Genomic DNA, 15,493 nt, shown 5'->3' on the forward strand with positions numbered 1-15,493 from the left:
TGGGACCCCCGGCCGCGGTCACAGGGAGTGGACGAGCTCCACGACGCGGGTCAGCACGTCGGGGTCCGTCTCGGGCGGGACGCCGTGGCCGAGGTTGACCACGTGCCCCGGGGCGACGGCGCCGCGGGCGACGACGTCGCGCACGTGCGCCTCCAACACCGGCCAGGGCGCGGCCAGCAGGGCGGGGTCGATGTTGCCCTGCACGGGCACGCGCCCGTCGAGCCGCCGCACCGCCTCGTCCAGCGGGATGCGGTGGTCGACGCCGACGACGTCCGCGCCCACGTCCCGCATCGCGGCCAGCAGCTCGCCCGTGCCGGTGCCGAAGTGCACGCGCGGCACGCCGAGGTCCGCGACGTGGGACAGCGCCCGCGTGGACGCGGGGGCGACGTGCGCCGTGTAGTCGGCCAGGGACAGCGACCCGGCCCACGAGTCGAACAGCTGGGCCGCGCCGGCGCCCGCGAGCACCTGCGCCCGCAGGAACGTGCCCGTGACGTCGGCGGCCCACTCCGTGAGCGCCCGCCACGTCGCCGGGTCGGCGTGCATGAGCGTGCGGGCCGCCAGGTGGTCGCGGGACGGCCTGCCCTCCACGAGGTAGGCGGCCAGCGTGAAGGGCGCACCGGCGAACCCGATGAGCGGCGTGGCGCCCAGGGCCGCCGTCGTCAGCCGGACGGCCTCGGTCACGGGGGCGAGCACCTCGGGGGTCAGCGCCTCGGCGGGAGAGGCGTCCCGCAGGCGCGCGACGTCGTCGGCGGTGCGGACCGGGGAGCCGAGCACCGGCCCCACGCCCGGGTGGATGTCCACGTCGACGCCGGCGAGCCGCAGCGGCACCACGATGTCGGAGAAGAAGATCGCCGCGTCGACGCCGTGGCGCCGCACCGGCTGCAGCGTGATCTCGGACGCCAGCTCCGGCACCAGGCACGCGTCGAGCATCGCGGTGCCCGCGCGGGCGGCGCGGTACTCGGGCAGCGAGCGGCCGGCCTGGCGCATGAACCAGACGGGCCTGCGCGCGGGCGTCCGGCCGCGGTAGGCGGCCAGCAGCGGGGCGTCGGCGGTGCGGCCGTCCACCAGCGGGTGGTCGGCGGGCAGGCCGGTCCCGTCGGGCAGCGAGGCGAGCGCGGTCGCGGGGGCGGGGTCGGGGCGTGACGAAGTCGACATCACCCGTGATTGTGCCCCGTCTTCCCTGGAGTGATTCAATCGTGGGCGTGGTGATGCTGTCGTTGGTGGCCAGTCATCACGACCTCGACCTGTCCGTGCTGGAGCGGTTGTCCGCCGACACGCACGCTGTCGGACGGGAGATCGTGACCGGCTGCGACCCCGTCGCGGGGGCGGTCGTGCTCGCGACCTGCAACCGCTTCGAGCTGTACCTGGACGTCGCCGACGCGGCGGACGCCGACGCGGCCCGTGCCGCCGTCGCCGACGCCGTGGCCGCCCGCTCCGGGTACCCCGCCTCCCGCGTCGCCGCGTCGCTGACGCCCGCGACCGGCCGGCGCGTGGTCGAGCACCTGTTCGCCGTCGCCTCCGGCCTGGAGTCGATGGTCGTGGGGGAGCGGGAGATCGCCGGCCAGGTGCGCCGGGCGCTGACCGCGGCCCGCCGGGACGGCACCACGACCTCCGGCCTCGAGGCGCTGTTCCAGGCGGCGTCCCGGGCGTCGCGCGCGGTCGAGGGCCGCACGGGCCTGGGCGGCGCGGGTCGCTCCGTCGTCGGCGTCGCGCTCGACCTCGTCGCCGGCGACCTGCCGGACTGGCACGACGTGCGCTGCCTGCTCATCGGGACCGGCTCGTACGCCGGGGCGAGCCTGGCGGCGCTCAAGGCCCGCGGGTGCGGCGAGGTGCTGGTCTACTCCGCGAGCGGGCGCGCCGGGCAGTTCGCGGCGCAGCGCGGGGTCACCGCGGCGACCGCCGACCTTGCGGCCAGCCTCGCGGGAGTCGACCTGGTCGTGGCGTGCAGCGGCGCGGCCGGCGCGGTCCTCGACGTCGACGCGCTGATCCGCTCGCGCTCCGCCGAGGCGTCCGTGGGGGCGCGGCCGCTCGCGGTGGTCGACCTGGCGCTCCAGCACGACGTCGACCCGGCCGTCGGCGAGCTGCCCGGCGTCCGCCTGGTCAGCCTGACGACCGTCGCCGAGCACGCCCCGGACGGGCACTCCGCGACGGTGGCGGAGGCACGCGCGCTCGTCGCGGAGCAGGCCGAGGCGTTCGAGCGCACGCGGCGCACCCGCGAGTGGAACCCGCCGGTCGTCGCCGAGCGCCGCCGCGTGCTCGAGGAGCTCGCCGCGGCCGTCGAGGGCCTGGACGAGCGGCGTGCCCGCGCGCTGCGGCGCCGGGTGCGGTCCGCGCTGCACGGCCCGACGGTGCGGGCACGGTCCGCCGCCGCCGACGGGGACGCCGCGCGGTACGCCGCGGCGCTCGCGGACCTCGCGGCCGTCACGGTGCCCGCCGGCGACCTCGCACCCGCCCCGGCCTGAGCCGGCGCCCGCGACGGGCCGGTGCCGCCCGCCCCGGTCAGTCCTCCAGGTACCGGACGAGCTCGCCCGCGAGCCCCGTGTAGCCGCCGGGGGTGAGCGCGGACAGCCGCGCCGCCACGTCCTGCGGGAGGCCGAGCCCCGCGATGAACTCCCGCATGTCGTCCGCGGTGAGCCGGCGGCCGCGCGTCAGCTCCTTGAGCCGCTCGTACGGGTTCTCCATCCCGGTGACGCCGGCGACCGCCGCCGCGCGCATCGCGGACTGCACGGGCTCGCCCAGCACCTCCCAGTTCTGGTCGAGCTCGCGCGCGAGCAGCTCGCGGTCCACCGACAGGGCCGCGAGCCCCCGGCGCACGTTGTCGACCGCGAGCAGCGAGTGGCCGAACGCCGGGCCGATGTTGCGCTGCGTGGTCGAGTCGGTGAGGTCCCGCTGCAGCCGGCTGGTGACGAGCGTCGCGCCCAGCGTGTCGAGCAGCGCGCACGAGAGCTCGAGGTTGGCCTCGGCGTTCTCGAACCGGATGGGGTTCACCTTGTGGGGCATCGTCGACGACCCGGTCGCGCCCGCGACGGGGATCTGCACGAAGACGCCCCGCGAGATGTACGTCCACACGTCGGTCGCGAGGTTGTGCAGCACCCGGTTGAAGCGCGCGACGTCCGCGTACAGCTCCGCCTGCCAGTCGTGCGACTCGATCTGCGTGGTCAGCGGGTTCCACGTCAGCCCGAGGTGCTCGACGAACGTGCGGCTGACCTCCGGCCAGTCGGCACCCGGCACGGCGACGACGTGCGCGCCGTAGGTGCCGGTCGCGCCGTTGAGCTTGCCGAGGAACTCCGCGCCGGCGACCCGGCGGAGCTGGCGGCGCAGCCGGTGGGCGAGGACGGCGAGCTCCTTGCCGAGCGTGGTCGGCGTGGCGGGCTGCCCGTGCGTCAGCGCCAGCATCGGGACCTCGGCCAGGTCCCGCGCCATCGCCGCGAGGTCGTCGACCAGGCCCGTCGCGGCCGGCAGCCAGACGTCCTGCACCGCGCCGCGCACCATGAGCGCGTACGACAGGTTGTTGACGTCCTCGCTGGTGCAGCAGAAGTGGACGAGCTCCGACACGGCCGGCAGCACGGTGCCGGGGCCCAGGACGTCGGGCGCCGCGGCGATGCGCTCCTTGATCAGGTACTCGACGGCCTTCACGTCGTGCACCGTCGTGCGCTCGATCTCGGCGAGCCGCGCGACCTCCGCCGCCCCGAACCCGGTCACCACCGCGCGCAGGTACGCCCGCTCCGCGTCGGACAGCACGGGGGCGCCCGGCACGACGCCGTGGGAGGTGAGGTGGATCAGCCACTCGACCTCGACGTGCACGCGCTCGCGGTTCAGCGCCGCCTCCGACAGGTGGTCGACCAGCGGGGCCACGGTCCGGCGGTAGCGGCCGTCCAGCGGCCCGAGCGCGAGCGGCGGCTCGATCTGCGCGAGGGGCACGCGTGCGGCCTGCACGGCGGTGGACGCGGCGGACGGGGTGCGGTCGGGCGCGGGCATGGGCCGCATCCTCCCACGGACGCCCCGCCCCGGGCCGGTCGCCCGTCGCCCCGGGCAACCGGTGGCGGCCGACTCCTCAGCCGTTCCCCGGCGGCGCCGATCGGGAGACCACCTGAGGGGGTGGCCGCGCGGAGCAGACGCGCGGCGGAGGTGGGCGAGCAGGGGGACGACCGATGGGTGCATCGTGGGGGCGGCGCAGCCGTGCGGCCGAGGACGCGGGACGGGGCGGGGCGGACGTCGGCCGCGAGCTCCAGGTGCTGGACGAGGTCGTCCGGGCGCTCGGGGCGCTGCGCGCGCCGGGCACCGGCTCCGGGCACGGTCCGGCGGACGGGGGCCTCGCGGAGGTGCTCGAGGTGGTCCGCTCGGGCCTCGGCTTCGACTACGCGTCCGCGTGGCGCGTCGACCCCGGGCACCGCGACCTGGCGTTCGTCGCGCAGCGGGGCGAGCTGTCGGCGGAGCTGACGCGCATGTCGCCGGGCTACCGGATGCCGCAGGGCGTCGGGCTGTGCGGGGTGGCATGGCAGCGCGACGGCGTGGTGCCGGTCGCGGACCTGCGCGAGCACGCCACCAACTGCGAGCGCGGCGAGGCGTTCCTGCGGGCGGGCGCCCGCGGCGCGATGTCGCTGCCGCTGTGGCGGGACGGCACCGTGGTCGCGGTGCTCGACTTCCTGTCCCGCGACGTCCGCGACGACGGCCCGGAGCAGGTGCTGGTGCTCGACGTGCTCGCGCGCACCGTGTCCCAGGTCCTGGAGGCGCGGCGCGGCGCGGAGGCGATCGCCGAGGTCGCCCGCGACCAGCAGGCCGTCACGACGTCCGTCGCCCGGGTCGGTGCGTGCACCGACGAGGAGGACGCCCTGCGGACCGCGCTCGACACCGTGCGCGAGGAGTTCGGCTGGGAGTACGGCTCGTACTGGGCGGTCGACCCCGAGGCGCGGGTGCTGCGGTTCCAGGTGGAGTCCGGCACCGCGGGCGAGGAGTTCCGGCAGGTCACGCTCGCCGCGAGCTTCGCCGAGGGCGTCGGCCTGGCCGGTCGGGCGTGGCGGGCGCGTGACCTGGTGTTCGTGCGGGACCTGGGCGAGCTGACCGACTGCGTCCGGGCGCCCGCGGCCCAGCGCGCGGGGGTCCGCTCGGGCGTCTGCCTGCCGGTGGTCGTCGGCGACGAGGTGCTCGGCACGATGGACTTCTTCACCAGCGAGAGCATCGAGCTGTCCGACAGCCGTCGCGGCTCGCTGCGCAACGTCGCCCGCCTGGTCTCCCAGCGCCTGGACATCCTGCGGGCCGCCGCCCGGGACCGCGCCGCGTCCGAGGCGCTGCTCGGCAGCGTCGCCCGGCTCTCCGAGAGCGCGTCCGAGGCGGTGCGGGTCGCCGAGGAGGCCGTCGCGCAGACGGCGGCCATGGCGGACGAGGTCCGCACGCTCGAGGCGTCGTCGTCCGCGGTCGGGGACGTCATCCGCGTCATCTCCTCGATCGCGGACCAGACCAACCTGCTCGCCCTCAACGCCACGATCGAGGCCGCCCGCGCCGGGCAGGCGGGCCGGGGGTTCGCCGTCGTCGCCACCGAGGTGAAGGACCTCGCCGGCGGCACGTCCGCGGCGACCTCCCGCGTGGAGCAGCAGGTCGCCGACATCCAGGCCAACACCGCGGCGGTGTCCCGGGGCATCGACTCCGTCAGCACGACGATCCGGCGCATGGACGAGGTCCAGGCCCGGATCGGCGAGGTGCTGGACGAGCAGCGGGAGATGGCCCGGTCCTTCCGGGCGTCGTAGCCGCGGGCGCACGGCCACCGACCGGCGACGGGCCCGCACCCGTCACCGGCCGGTGGTGCTCGTGCCCTCCTCGGGGGGTGGACCGGTGGTGCCGGCCGCTGCGGGAGGTCGGGACAGGTGTCAGCGTGACCCCCGGCCGGCGACGGTCCCGCACCCGTCGCCGGCCGGCGGCGTCAGCGGGTGGTCAGCCGAGGACCACCCGGGGGAGCCGGCGCAGCAGCACGCCGAGGGCCAGGAGCCCCACCGCGAGCAGCGCCGGGAGCCCGGCCGGTGCGCCGGTCGGCGCCAGCGCCGCCGGGAGCACGGCGGTACGGGCGCCGGTGGTCGCGGCCTCCACCGCCGTGACCACGCCGGCGGCCACGAGCACGTCGGACGACACGAGGGACTCCGGGGACACGGCCTCGGGGCCCGTGGTGCCCGGGTCGGTGGTGCCGGGGTCCGTGGTGCCGGGGTCCGTGGTGCCCGGGTCCGTGGTGCCCGGGTCCGTGCCGGGGTCGGTGCCCGGGTCGGTGGTGCCCGGCTGCGTGGCGCCGGTGACGGTCGCGTCGCCGATCAGGCCGAGCGCGAGGTCGCCGACGGTCACCGGGACGGAGACCGGCAGGGCGACCCCGAGGTCGGCCAGCAGCCCGTCGGAGTCACCGCCGCCGACAGCGGCGTCCGGTGCGTCGGAGCTCCCGGCCGTGCCGGTGCCCCCGGTGACCGTGGCGTCGCCGACGAGGCCGAGCGCGAGGTCCCCGATGGTGACGGGGATCGAGACGGGTGCGGCCACGCCGGTGCCCGCCGGGGCGCCGTCGCTGTCGCCGGAGCCGACCTCGGCGCTGGGGGCGTCGGTGCCGGTGCTCTCGGTGCCGGACCCGCCGGTGACCGTGGAGTCGCCGAGCAGCCCGAGGGAGACGTCCCCGATGGTGACGGGGACGGAGACGGGTGCGGCCACGCCGGTGCCTGCCAGGGCGCCGTCGCTGTCGCCGGAGCCGACCTCGGCGCTGGGGGCGTCGGTGCCGGTGTTCTCGGTGCCCGACCCGCCGGTCACGGTGGAGTCGCCGAGCAGCCCGAGGGAGACGTCCCCGATGGTGACGGGGATCGACACGGGTGCGGCCACTCCGGCGCCGGACGCGATGCCGTCGGAGTCGCCGCCGTCGACGGTGGCGTCCGGGGCGTCGGTGGTGCCGGCGCCGGTGGTGCCGGCGCCGTCGGTCACCGCCGCGTCGCCGAGCAGGCCGAGCGCGACGTCGTCGACCGTGACGGGCACGTGGACCGGGGCCGCCACGGCCGCGCCGGACGCGGCGCCCTCGCTGTCGCCCTGCTCGACCGTCGCGGTCGGGGCGGCGGGCTCGGCGGTGGTCGCCGCGGGTGCGGCGGCCTGGTCGACCGAGGCGTCGCCGAGGACGCCGACCGCCACGGCGGAGACGTCGACCGGCACCTGGACGGGCGCCGCGACGTCGGCACCGGAGGCCAGGCCGTCGGAGTCGCCGCCCGTCGTGGTGGCGGTGGGCGCCGGTGCGGTCGTGGCGGTCGCCCCGGGTGCGGCGGCCTGCTCCACGGTGGCGTCGCCGAGGACGCCGGCCGCGAGGCCGCTCACGTCCACGGAGACGTCGACGGGGGCGTCGACCCCCAGGCCGGCCAGGAGGCCGTCGTCGTCGGCCGCGTGGGCCGCGGCCGCTCCGGCGACGACGAGGCCGCCGGTGAGGAGCGCTGTCTGGAGCGCTCGGCGTACGGGTGCGTGCATGGTCCTGCTCCTTGCGGTGAGTCGGGGTGCGCCGTGCGGCGCGGGGCCTCGGGGCGCGGACGACGGGACGTCGCCGGCGCCGGGCCGGACTCAGGCAGGGGAGACGGGGACCTCGCGGAGGCGCAGGGGGAGCGTGACGTGGCCGCGGGCCACGGCGAGAAGACGGGAGGCGGTCGGGGCGAGGACGCCGCCGACGAGGACGGCCGCCGTGTCCGTGCCGGCGGAGCCGCGGGTCTGGCTGCCCGACAGGCCCGTGCCGGACGGGGCCGGTGCGCCCGGGAGGGGCGCGGTCGGTCCGCCGTCGGGGCCGCCGAGCGGGGCGACGAGGTCCGCGGGGGCGACACCGGCGAGGCCCGCGTCGCCGCCGCCCGCGGCCGCGCCGGCGACCGTGACGGAGCCGGACCCGGTCCGCGAGCTCGCGTCCGCGGGCCCGGAGGTGCGGGTGACCGCGGCCCCCGCGGTCGCGTCGAGGACCCCGGACGCGCCCCGCGCGTGCGGGGACGGCGTGCCGGGGGACGCGGGCAGGCCGGGGTCGACGGGGGAGCCGGGGACGGGCGCGGTGGGCAGCACGCCGCCGGTGACGGGGTCGAGCAGCTCGACGACGGGGTCGACGACGGATCCGACGGGCGTGCCGTCCACCGCGCCGAGCACCGGGTCCAGCACGCCCGCGACCGGGCCGGTGACCGGCAGCAGCGCGGGTGCGATCCCGTCGAGCACGGGCGTGACGGCCGGCGCGAGCGCGCCGAGCAGCGGGCCGACGAGGCCCTGGGTCGCCGGCCGGACCACGCGCTCGACCAGCGGGTCGACCACCGGAGCCAGCGGCTCGGTGGCGGTGGCCACCGGCGCGACGACCTCGTCCGCGAGCGCCTCGGTCACGGGCGCGAGGGCCTCGGTGACGGGCGCGACGACGTGCTCCCCGACGGGAGCCGTCACGGCGGCGGGCAGGCCGCCGTGGCTCGGGCCCGGTGCCACGGGCGCGGCGCCGGCGGCCTGCGCGGGTGCGGGCGGCGGCTCGGCGGCCGGCGGCGCCGCCGGTGCCGGGGCGGGAGCGGGTGCCGGGGCGGGTGCGGCGGGCGCCGGGGCGGGTGCGGCCGGCGTCACGGCCTCGACGACCGGCGCCAGCACCTGCTCCGTGACAGGCTCCACGACCGCGCCGACGAGGCCGCCGACGCCGCCGAGCAGCGACCCGACCGGGCCGGCCGGCGGGGCCTCCTCGGCGGAGGCGGCGGGCGCGAGGGCGATCATCGCCGTGCCGGCGAGCGTCAGCCCGCCCGCGGCGAGCAGCCCGCGGCGGAGCCACCGGGACGCGACGGAGCGCACCTGCGGTGCACTGCGCGGTCGCGTCGACATGGCGACTCCCCCCGAAGCCTCCGGCGTGGGCCGCACCGTCATCGGTGTGGCCCGGACCACATCGACGCTAAGCACGCCCGTGGGGGGCGGCAACAGGAGGTTGGTCCGGTCGGGTGACGCCGCGGGCCTGGCCTGCGCGTACGTCCGGGCCCGCGGGGGACGCCACGGCGGGGGCCGTGGGCCCGCGGTCAGTCCCGGCGGCTGCGCGGGATGGCGACGCTCAGCGCGAACGACACCACCGACACGATCAGCGCCCCGACGAACGCGTCGCCGAAGTCGTCGATCCGCAGGCCCCAGGACGTCTGCTCGGTGATCCACGCGGTGAGCATGAGCATCAGCGCGTTGACCACGAGCGTGAACAGGCCGAGCGTGAGGATGTACAGCGGGATCGACAGCACGTGGACGATCGGCTTGACGATCGCGTTGACGATGCCGAAGACCAGCGCGACCGCGAGCAGCACGCCGATCTCACCGCCGGTGGTGTCCGCCCCGACGATCGAGATGCCCGGCAGCAGCACCTCGGCGAGCCACAGGGCGACGCCGCTGATCAGGACGCGCAGGAGGAAGCTCATGGGTCGATCGTGCCATCCCGCGCGGGGCGCGCGGCAGGGGATCCGGCCCGCGGGCGTCCCGCCCAGTGACCCGCCCGGCCGGGCGGCGGGCGTCCGGTGGCATCCTGGCGGCGTGAAGCGCGTCCCCCTGCGTCCCGCCCTCGCCACGCTGCCCCCGTACGTCCCGGGCGCGCGGGTGCCGGTCGGTGCGGCGGCCTACAAGCTGTCCTCCAACGAGAACCCGTACCCGCCGCTGCCGTCGGTGGTGGCGGCGATCGCGGACGGCGCGGTGGACGTCAACCGCTACCCGGACATGTACGCCACGGAGCTGACGGAGGCCCTGGCGGGCCACCTGGGCGTCGGCGCGGACCAGGTCGTCGCGGGGTGCGGGTCGGTCGCGGTGCTCGGGCACGTCCTGGCGGCCTTCTGCGACGCGGGCGACGAGGTCGTGCACCCGTGGCGCTCGTTCGAGGCCTACCCGATCATGGTCACGCTGGCCGGGGCGACCGGCGTGCCGGTGCCCGTCTCCGCGGACGGGCGGCTCGACCTGCCCGCGATGGCCGCGGCCGTCACGGACCGCACCCGGGTGGTGCTGGTCTGCACGCCCAACAACCCGACGGGCCCGGCGGTGCACGCGGACGAGCTCGACGCGTTCCTCGCGGCGGTCCCGCGGGACGTCCTCGTGGTGCTGGACGAGGCGTACGCGGAGTTCGTCCGCGACGCGGCGTCCCCGGACGGGCTGGCGGTGCTGGCGGCGCACCCGAACGTGGTGCTGCTGCGCACGTTCTCCAAGGCCTACGGGCTCGCGGGCCTGCGGGTCGGGTACGCGGTCGCCGACGCGCGCCTGGCCGCGGGCATCCGCTCCGCGTCGACGCCGTTCGGGGTGTCCCACCTGGCGCAGCTCGCCGCGGTGGCGTCGCTGCGTGCGTCCGGTGAGCTGCTCGACCGCGTGGACGGCATCGTGCGGGAGCGCACCCGGATGCTCGCGGGTCTGCGCGCGCACGGCTGGGACGTCCCGGACAGCCAGGCGAACTTCGTGTGGCTGGGGCTGGGCGACGACGCGGCGCGCTTCGCGGCCGAGGCGACGCGCGCCGGCGTGCTCGTGCGGCCGTTCGTGGGTGACGGCGTCCGGATCAGCGTCGGGGAGCCCGAGACGGACGTGGTGCTCGAGGTCGCGGGGAGTTCCGCCGCTGACCTGCCGTTGCGGTCCGCCAGGGCTCGCCTATGCTGCGACCAGCTCGACGAAGGGGGCCCGGTGACGGACAGCACGACCGCCGACGGGGCGACCCCGTCGGGGTGGCCCGGCGCCGCGCCCGACCCGGCCGACCCGGCGATCGGCGGTCCGATCGCCGTCCTGCTGGTCGAGGACGACGACGGCGACGCGCTGCTCGTCGAGGAGCACCTGGCGGACGCCGGGCTCGACGTGCGGCTGGCACGGGCCCGCTCGCTGGACGAGGCGACGGACCTGCTGGACGTCGACTGCGTGCTGCTGGACCTCGGCCTCCCGGACGCCGTGGGGCTCGGAGCCCTCGAGCGGCTGCTCGCGGCCGGCGCGCCGGCGGTCGTCGTGCTGACCGGGCGGACCGACACCGAGACGGGCCTGCAGGCGGTGGCCGCGGGCGCCCAGGACTACCTCGTCAAGGGCGAGGTCGACGGGGAGCTGCTCAGCCGGTCCGTCCGCTACGCCGTCCAGCGCCGGCGGCTGCAGGCGGTCGACCGCGCGCTGTACCGCAGCATGGTGCGCGCGGAGGAGACGGTGCGGTTCGAGAGCGCCCTGCTGCCGCGCCCGGCCGTGCGGGACGACGCGCTCGAGGTGCTCGTGGGCTACCGCGCGGGCCGCGACGGCGTGCTCGGCGGGGACTTCTACGACGTCGTGGAGCGACCGGACGGCACCGTGCTGGCCATCGTGGGCGACGTGTGCGGCCACGGCCCGGACGAGGCGGCGCTCGGTGCCGTGCTGCGCACCGCCTGGCGGACGCTGGTGCTCGCGGACGTCCCGACGGGCGGGCTGCTGCCGCTGCTGGAGCGGGTGCTCGTCTCGGAGCGGACCCGCGCCGAGGTGTTCACGACGATGTCGATGGTCGAGGTCGCGCCGGACCGCGGCTCGGTGGACCTGTACCTGGCGGGGCACCCGGTGCCGATCGTCGTCGGGGACGGGGCGTCCCGGCCGTCCGAGCTGCTGCCGACGGACCTGCGGGGGCGCGCGCTGGGCATCCCCGTCGACGGCACGTGGTCGCCGCGGCGGCTCGACCTCGGCCCGTCGTGGCGCCTCATGATGTACACGGACGGCGTCCTGGAGGCCACGGTGGGCGGCTCCCACGAGCGCATCGGCAAGGAGGGGCTGCTGGACGTGGTCGACGACGCGGTCCGGACGGCCCCGCGCCACCAGGTGGTGCACGAGGTGCTGCACGAGGTGCGGCGCCGGCACGGCGGGGAGCTGGTGGACGACACCGCGATCGTCGTCCTCGGCTGGTCGGGGGCGCCCGCGTGAGCGCCCGCAGGCGCCGGTGCGGACGAACGCGACGCTCCGGCGGCGGCTCGGCCGCGCGCTGGTCGCCGGCTCCGTGGTGCTCGGGCTGGTGGCGGTCGGCGCCGCGGTCGCGCTGTGGCGGATGCTGGACAGCCAGGACCTGGTGACCGACGGCTACTTCGTCGCGATCACCGACGCGGAGTCGGCGTACACGCGCCTCGTCGACGCGGAGACGGCCGTGCGCGGCTACGCGCTGACGGGGTTCGACGGCACGCTGGAGCCGTACGAGCGGGCGTCGGGTGCCACCGCGGCGCTGCGGTCGGACGCGCGCGACGACCGGGCCGTGCGGGAGGCGGCGGAGGCAGCGGTCGCGGCCGCCGAGCGCTGGGACGCGGAGTTCGCCGCCCCGACGATCGAGGCCGTCGCGGCGGACGGGCCGTCGGCGGTGACGCCGGAGGAGGTCGAGCAGGGCCGCGTGCTCTTCGACGGCACGCGCGCCGCGGTCGAGGCGTACCTGGACGTGCTGCGGGAGGGTCGCGACGAGGCCGCCTCCGACCTGGCCGCCTGGACGCGCATCGTCATCGGCTCGCTGTTCGCGCTCGTCGTCGCGGGTGCCGTCGCGGGGTTCGCGCTGTGGGGCACGCTGCGCCGGTGGGTCACCGCCCCGCTCGACGCGCTCGCGTCCGACGCGCGCGTCGTGAGCGGCGGCGACCTGCACCACGAGGTGCGGACCACCGGGCCGGGCGAGATCGCGGAGCTCGCGGAGGCCGTCGAGCGGATGCGGCTGCACCTGGTGGCGCAGGTGCAGGAGGTCGAGGCGTCCCGCGCGGAGATCAGCGAGGCGCACGACCGGCTCAGCGAGCAGGCGGAGGAGCTGCGGCGGTCGAACCGCGACCTCGAGCAGTTCGCGTACGTCGCGTCGCACGACCTGCAGGAGCCGCTGCGCAAGATCTCCTCGTTCACGCAGCTGCTGCAGAAGCGCTACGGCGGCCAGCTCGACGACCGCGCCGACCAGTACATCGCGTTCGCGGTCGACGGCGCGAAGCGGATGCAGCAGCTCATCCAGGACCTGCTGGGGTTCTCCCGGGTCGGGCGGCTCGGCGGCGAGCTCGCGGACGTGCCGCTCGAGGGCGCGCTCGCGGACGCGCTGGACAACCTCGCGGAGCTGGTGGCGGACACCGGCGCCGTGGTCGAGCACGCGGACCTGCCCGTCGTCCGCGGCGAGCGGCCGCTGCTCGTGCAGCTGCTGCAGAACCTCGTCGGCAACGCGATCAAGTTCCGCGACCCCGGGCGTCCGCCGGTGGTCCGGATCACCGCCGAGCGGGTGGGAGACTTCTGGGAGGTCGAGTGCCGGGACAACGGGATCGGCATCGACCCGCAGTACGCGGACCGCGTCTTCGTGATCTTCCAGCGGCTGCACCCCAAGGACCTGTACGAGGGGACGGGCATCGGCCTGGCCCTGTGCAAGAAGATCGTCGAGTACCACGGCGGTCGCATCTGGCTCGGTGAGCCCGACGGTCCCGGCACCAGCGTCCGCTGGACGCTGCCGGCCGCCGAGGCGTCCGCACCGGGGCCCACCGACGGAACGGAGTGAGCGTGGCACGCACCGGCAAGGTCATCGACGTCCTGCTCGTCGAGGACGACCCGGGTGACGTCCTCATGACGCGCGAGGCGTTCGAGGACAACAAGGTCGCCAACCGGCTCGCCGTGGTGTCCGACGGCGCGAGCGCGCTGGCGTACCTGCGCAAGGAGGGCGAGCACGCCGACGCCCGCACGCCCGACCTGGTGCTGCTGGACCTCAACCTCCCCGCATGGACGGGCGCGAGGTGCTCGAGGCGATGAAGAACGACGCGGAGCTGCGCAGCATCCCGGTGGTCGTCCTGACCACCTCGGAGGCCGAGGAGGACGTCGTGCGGTCCTACGCGCTGCACGCCAACGCGTACGTCACCAAGCCGGTGGACTTCGACCGCTTCATCGAGGTCGTCCGCCAGATCGACGAGTTCTTCGTCGAGGTCGTGCGCCTGCCGCAGCGCTGACACCTCCGGCGCCCGACCCCTCGCCCGCACGCCCGCGGGCGAGCATGCTGGGCGTCATGGACACCACGGACTGGCAGGACAACGAGGTCGTCGCGTGGCTGACCGGTGGCGTCGGGCTCGTCGTCGCGGTGGCCGTCTGGCTGATCTTCCTGATCGCCTACATCCGGATCATCCAGAAGGCCGGCTACTCGGGCTGGTGGATCCTCATCGGCCTCGTGCCGGTCGTGAACGTGGTGATGTTCCTCGTCTTCGCGTACTCCCGGTGGCCGGTGCAGCGCGAGGTCGACGAGCTGCGCGCCCGCGTCGGGGGCGGCGGCTACCTGCGCTGAGCTGCCGTCCGTCCGGGGTTGTCGGGACCCCACAACGGGGGCCGCCCGTCTTGACGCGCCCCGGGCCCTCGGACCTACGGTTGCGTAGCCTACGCTGGCGTAGGTTACGACAGGCCCCCGGTCCTCCGAGGGCGCCCCCAGGCGAAGGAGTACCGCGTGAGCCCCAGCGGTCCGCTCACCGACGACGGCCTGGTCCAGCTGCTGACGCCCACGGGCGAGCGCGTGGACCACCCCGGTTACGCACCCCGGGTCGCCCACCTCGACGCCGACGCGCTGCGCGGCCTGTACCGCGACATGGTGCTGGTCCGGCGGTTCGACACCGAGGCGACCGCCCTGCAGCGCCAGGGGGAGCTGGGCCTGTGGGCGCAGAGCCTCGGGCAGGAGGCCGCGCAGGTCGGCTCCGGCCGGGCGCTCGCCCCGCAGGACTACGTGTTCCCGTCCTACCGCGAGCACGGCGTCGCGCACACCCGCGGCCTCGACCTCACGCAGATCCTGCCGCTGTTCCGCGGCGTCGACCACGGCGGCTGGGACTCCGACGCCCTGCGGTTCCACCTGTACACGCTGGTCATCGGCTCGCACACGCTGCACGCCACGGGCTACGCGATGGGCGTGCAGCGCGACGGCGCGGTCGGCACCGGCGACCCCGAGCGGGACACCGCCGTCGTCACGTACTTCGGCGACGGGGCGACCTCGCAGGGCGACGTCAACGAGGCCCTGGTGTTCGCCGCCGTGAACAACGCGCCCCTCGTGCTGTTCTGCCAGAACAACCAGTGGGCGATCTCCGAGCCCACCACCCGCCAGGCGCGCGTCCCGCTCGCCGCGCGCGGCCCGGGCTTCGGCGTGCCGAGCGTGCGCGTCGACGGCAACGACGTCCTCGCCTGCTACGCCGTCACGGCCGAGGCCGCCGAGCGCGCGCGGTCCGGCGGCGGCCCCACCCTCATCGAGGCGTTCACCTACCGGATGGGCGCCCACACCACCTCCGACGACCCGTCGCGCTACCGCTCGGCGGCCGAGGAGGACTACTGGCGCCAGCGCGACCCGATCGACCGGCTCGACGCGCACCTCACCGCGACCGGTGAGCTGTCCGACGCGTTCCGGGCCGAGGTGGCGGCCGAGGCCGACGCCCTCGGCGAGCGCGTCCGGACCACGGCCCGCGCGCTCGGCCGGCCGGAGACCAGCACGATGTTCGAGCACGTGTACGCGACGCCGCACGCGGTGGTCGACGCGGAGCGTGCCTGGTTCGAGGACTACGAGGCGTCGTTCACGGGGGTGACCGGTGAGCCAGCG

Annotated in this window: 10 protein-coding genes and 3 pseudogenes; 8 read left to right on the forward strand and 5 right to left on the reverse strand. The window is 76.7% G+C overall.

The features are described 5' to 3' along the window. Positions 1-18: 18 nt before the first annotated feature. On the reverse strand, positions 19-1,155 hold the full coding sequence (hemE, locus tag P9841_RS11670) for a uroporphyrinogen decarboxylase (RefSeq protein ID WP_283318847.1): 1,137 nt from the start codon (positions 1,153-1,155) through the stop codon (positions 19-21). 53 nt (positions 1,156-1,208) lie between these two features. Here hemE and P9841_RS11675 point away from each other — a divergent pair, with 53 nt between their 5' ends. Further along, positions 1,209-2,462: a glutamyl-tRNA reductase gene (locus P9841_RS11675; protein WP_283321934.1), complete on the forward strand. Its 1,254-nt coding sequence runs from the start codon at positions 1,209-1,211 to the stop codon at positions 2,460-2,462. Between the two features lie 37 nt (positions 2,463-2,499). On the opposite strand, the gene purB is transcribed toward P9841_RS11675, so the two are convergent. Beyond that, positions 2,500-3,978, reverse strand: a complete 1,479-nt coding sequence (purB, locus tag P9841_RS11680; RefSeq protein ID WP_283318848.1) for an adenylosuccinate lyase — start codon at positions 3,976-3,978, stop codon at positions 2,500-2,502. A 173-nt stretch (positions 3,979-4,151) separates the two neighbouring features. On the opposite strand from purB, the gene P9841_RS11685 reads away from it, so the two are divergent. Then, positions 4,152-5,744, forward strand: coding sequence for a GAF domain-containing protein (locus P9841_RS11685; RefSeq protein ID WP_283318849.1), 1,593 nt, complete (start codon positions 4,152-4,154; stop codon positions 5,742-5,744). 184 nt (positions 5,745-5,928) lie between these two features. Here P9841_RS11685 and P9841_RS11690 read toward each other — a convergent pair whose 3' ends face one another. The 3 genes from P9841_RS11690 to P9841_RS11700 all read right to left on the reverse strand — a co-directional run bounded on the left by P9841_RS11690 (position 5,929) and on the right by P9841_RS11700 (position 9,392). Next, the gene (locus tag P9841_RS11690; protein WP_283318850.1) at positions 5,929-7,470 is read right to left on the reverse strand and encodes a chaplin family protein; all 1,542 of its coding nucleotides are present in this window, start codon (positions 7,468-7,470) and stop codon (positions 5,929-5,931) included. Between the two features lie 90 nt (positions 7,471-7,560). Beyond that, entirely contained in the window at positions 7,561-8,820 is a 1,260-nt protein-coding gene (locus P9841_RS11695; RefSeq protein ID WP_283318851.1) for a hypothetical protein, read from the reverse strand. A 188-nt stretch (positions 8,821-9,008) separates the two neighbouring features. Beyond that, complete coding sequence (locus P9841_RS11700; RefSeq protein WP_222170787.1) at positions 9,009-9,392, reverse strand: phage holin family protein; 384 nt, start codon at positions 9,390-9,392, stop codon at positions 9,009-9,011. Between the two features lie 112 nt (positions 9,393-9,504). Between P9841_RS11700 and hisC the strand changes: the two are divergent. From hisC to pdhA, 6 genes and pseudogenes are all read left to right on the forward strand, one after another. Next, a pseudogene (hisC, locus tag P9841_RS11705) lies at positions 9,505-10,548 on the forward strand (histidinol-phosphate transaminase); the annotation flags it as partial. A gap of 78 nt (positions 10,549-10,626) precedes the next feature. After that, positions 10,627-11,862, forward strand: a complete 1,236-nt coding sequence (locus P9841_RS11710; RefSeq protein ID WP_283321935.1) for a PP2C family protein-serine/threonine phosphatase — start codon at positions 10,627-10,629, stop codon at positions 11,860-11,862. A gap of 16 nt (positions 11,863-11,878) precedes the next feature. Then, a complete protein-coding gene (locus tag P9841_RS11715) occupies positions 11,879-13,435 on the forward strand; it encodes a sensor histidine kinase (RefSeq protein ID WP_283318852.1) in 1,557 nt (518 codons plus the stop codon). Positions 13,436-13,500: 65 nt separating this feature from the next. After that, a pseudogene (locus P9841_RS11720) lies at positions 13,501-13,877 on the forward strand (response regulator). Between the two features lie 56 nt (positions 13,878-13,933). Continuing rightward, positions 13,934-14,206, forward strand: a complete 273-nt coding sequence (locus P9841_RS11725; RefSeq protein ID WP_283318853.1) for a DUF805 domain-containing protein — start codon at positions 13,934-13,936, stop codon at positions 14,204-14,206. 156 nt (positions 14,207-14,362) lie between these two features. Continuing rightward, positions 14,363-15,475 (forward strand): annotated as a pseudogene (pdhA, locus tag P9841_RS11730) (pyruvate dehydrogenase (acetyl-transferring) E1 component subunit alpha); the annotation flags it as partial. Between the last annotated feature and the right edge of the window lie 18 nt (positions 15,476-15,493).

This window comes from Cellulomonas sp. ES6, assembly GCF_030053835.1.
GTDB lineage: Bacteria > Actinomycetota > Actinomycetes > Actinomycetales > Cellulomonadaceae > Cellulomonas.

What these genes read in the sequence shown, in the direction of transcription:
- purB (WP_283318848.1), bottom strand. Translation starts at nt 3,978, where the DNA reads ATGCCCGCGCCCGACCGCACCCCGTCCGCCGCGTCCACCGCCGTGCAG.
- P9841_RS11690 (WP_283318850.1), bottom strand. Translation starts at nt 7,470, where the DNA reads ATGCACGCACCCGTACGCCGAGCGCTCCAGACAGCGCTCCTCACCGGC.
- P9841_RS11675 (WP_283321934.1), top strand. Translation starts at nt 1,209, where the DNA reads ATGCTGTCGTTGGTGGCCAGTCATCACGACCTCGACCTGTCCGTGCTG.
- P9841_RS11700 (WP_222170787.1), bottom strand. Translation starts at nt 9,392, where the DNA reads ATGAGCTTCCTCCTGCGCGTCCTGATCAGCGGCGTCGCCCTGTGGCTC.
- P9841_RS11685 (WP_283318849.1), top strand. Translation starts at nt 4,152, where the DNA reads ATGGGTGCATCGTGGGGGCGGCGCAGCCGTGCGGCCGAGGACGCGGGA.
- P9841_RS11725 (WP_283318853.1), top strand. Translation starts at nt 13,934, where the DNA reads ATGGACACCACGGACTGGCAGGACAACGAGGTCGTCGCGTGGCTGACC.
- P9841_RS11695 (WP_283318851.1), bottom strand. Translation starts at nt 8,820, where the DNA reads ATGTCGACGCGACCGCGCAGTGCACCGCAGGTGCGCTCCGTCGCGTCC.
- hemE (WP_283318847.1), bottom strand. Translation starts at nt 1,155, where the DNA reads ATGTCGACTTCGTCACGCCCCGACCCCGCCCCCGCGACCGCGCTCGCC.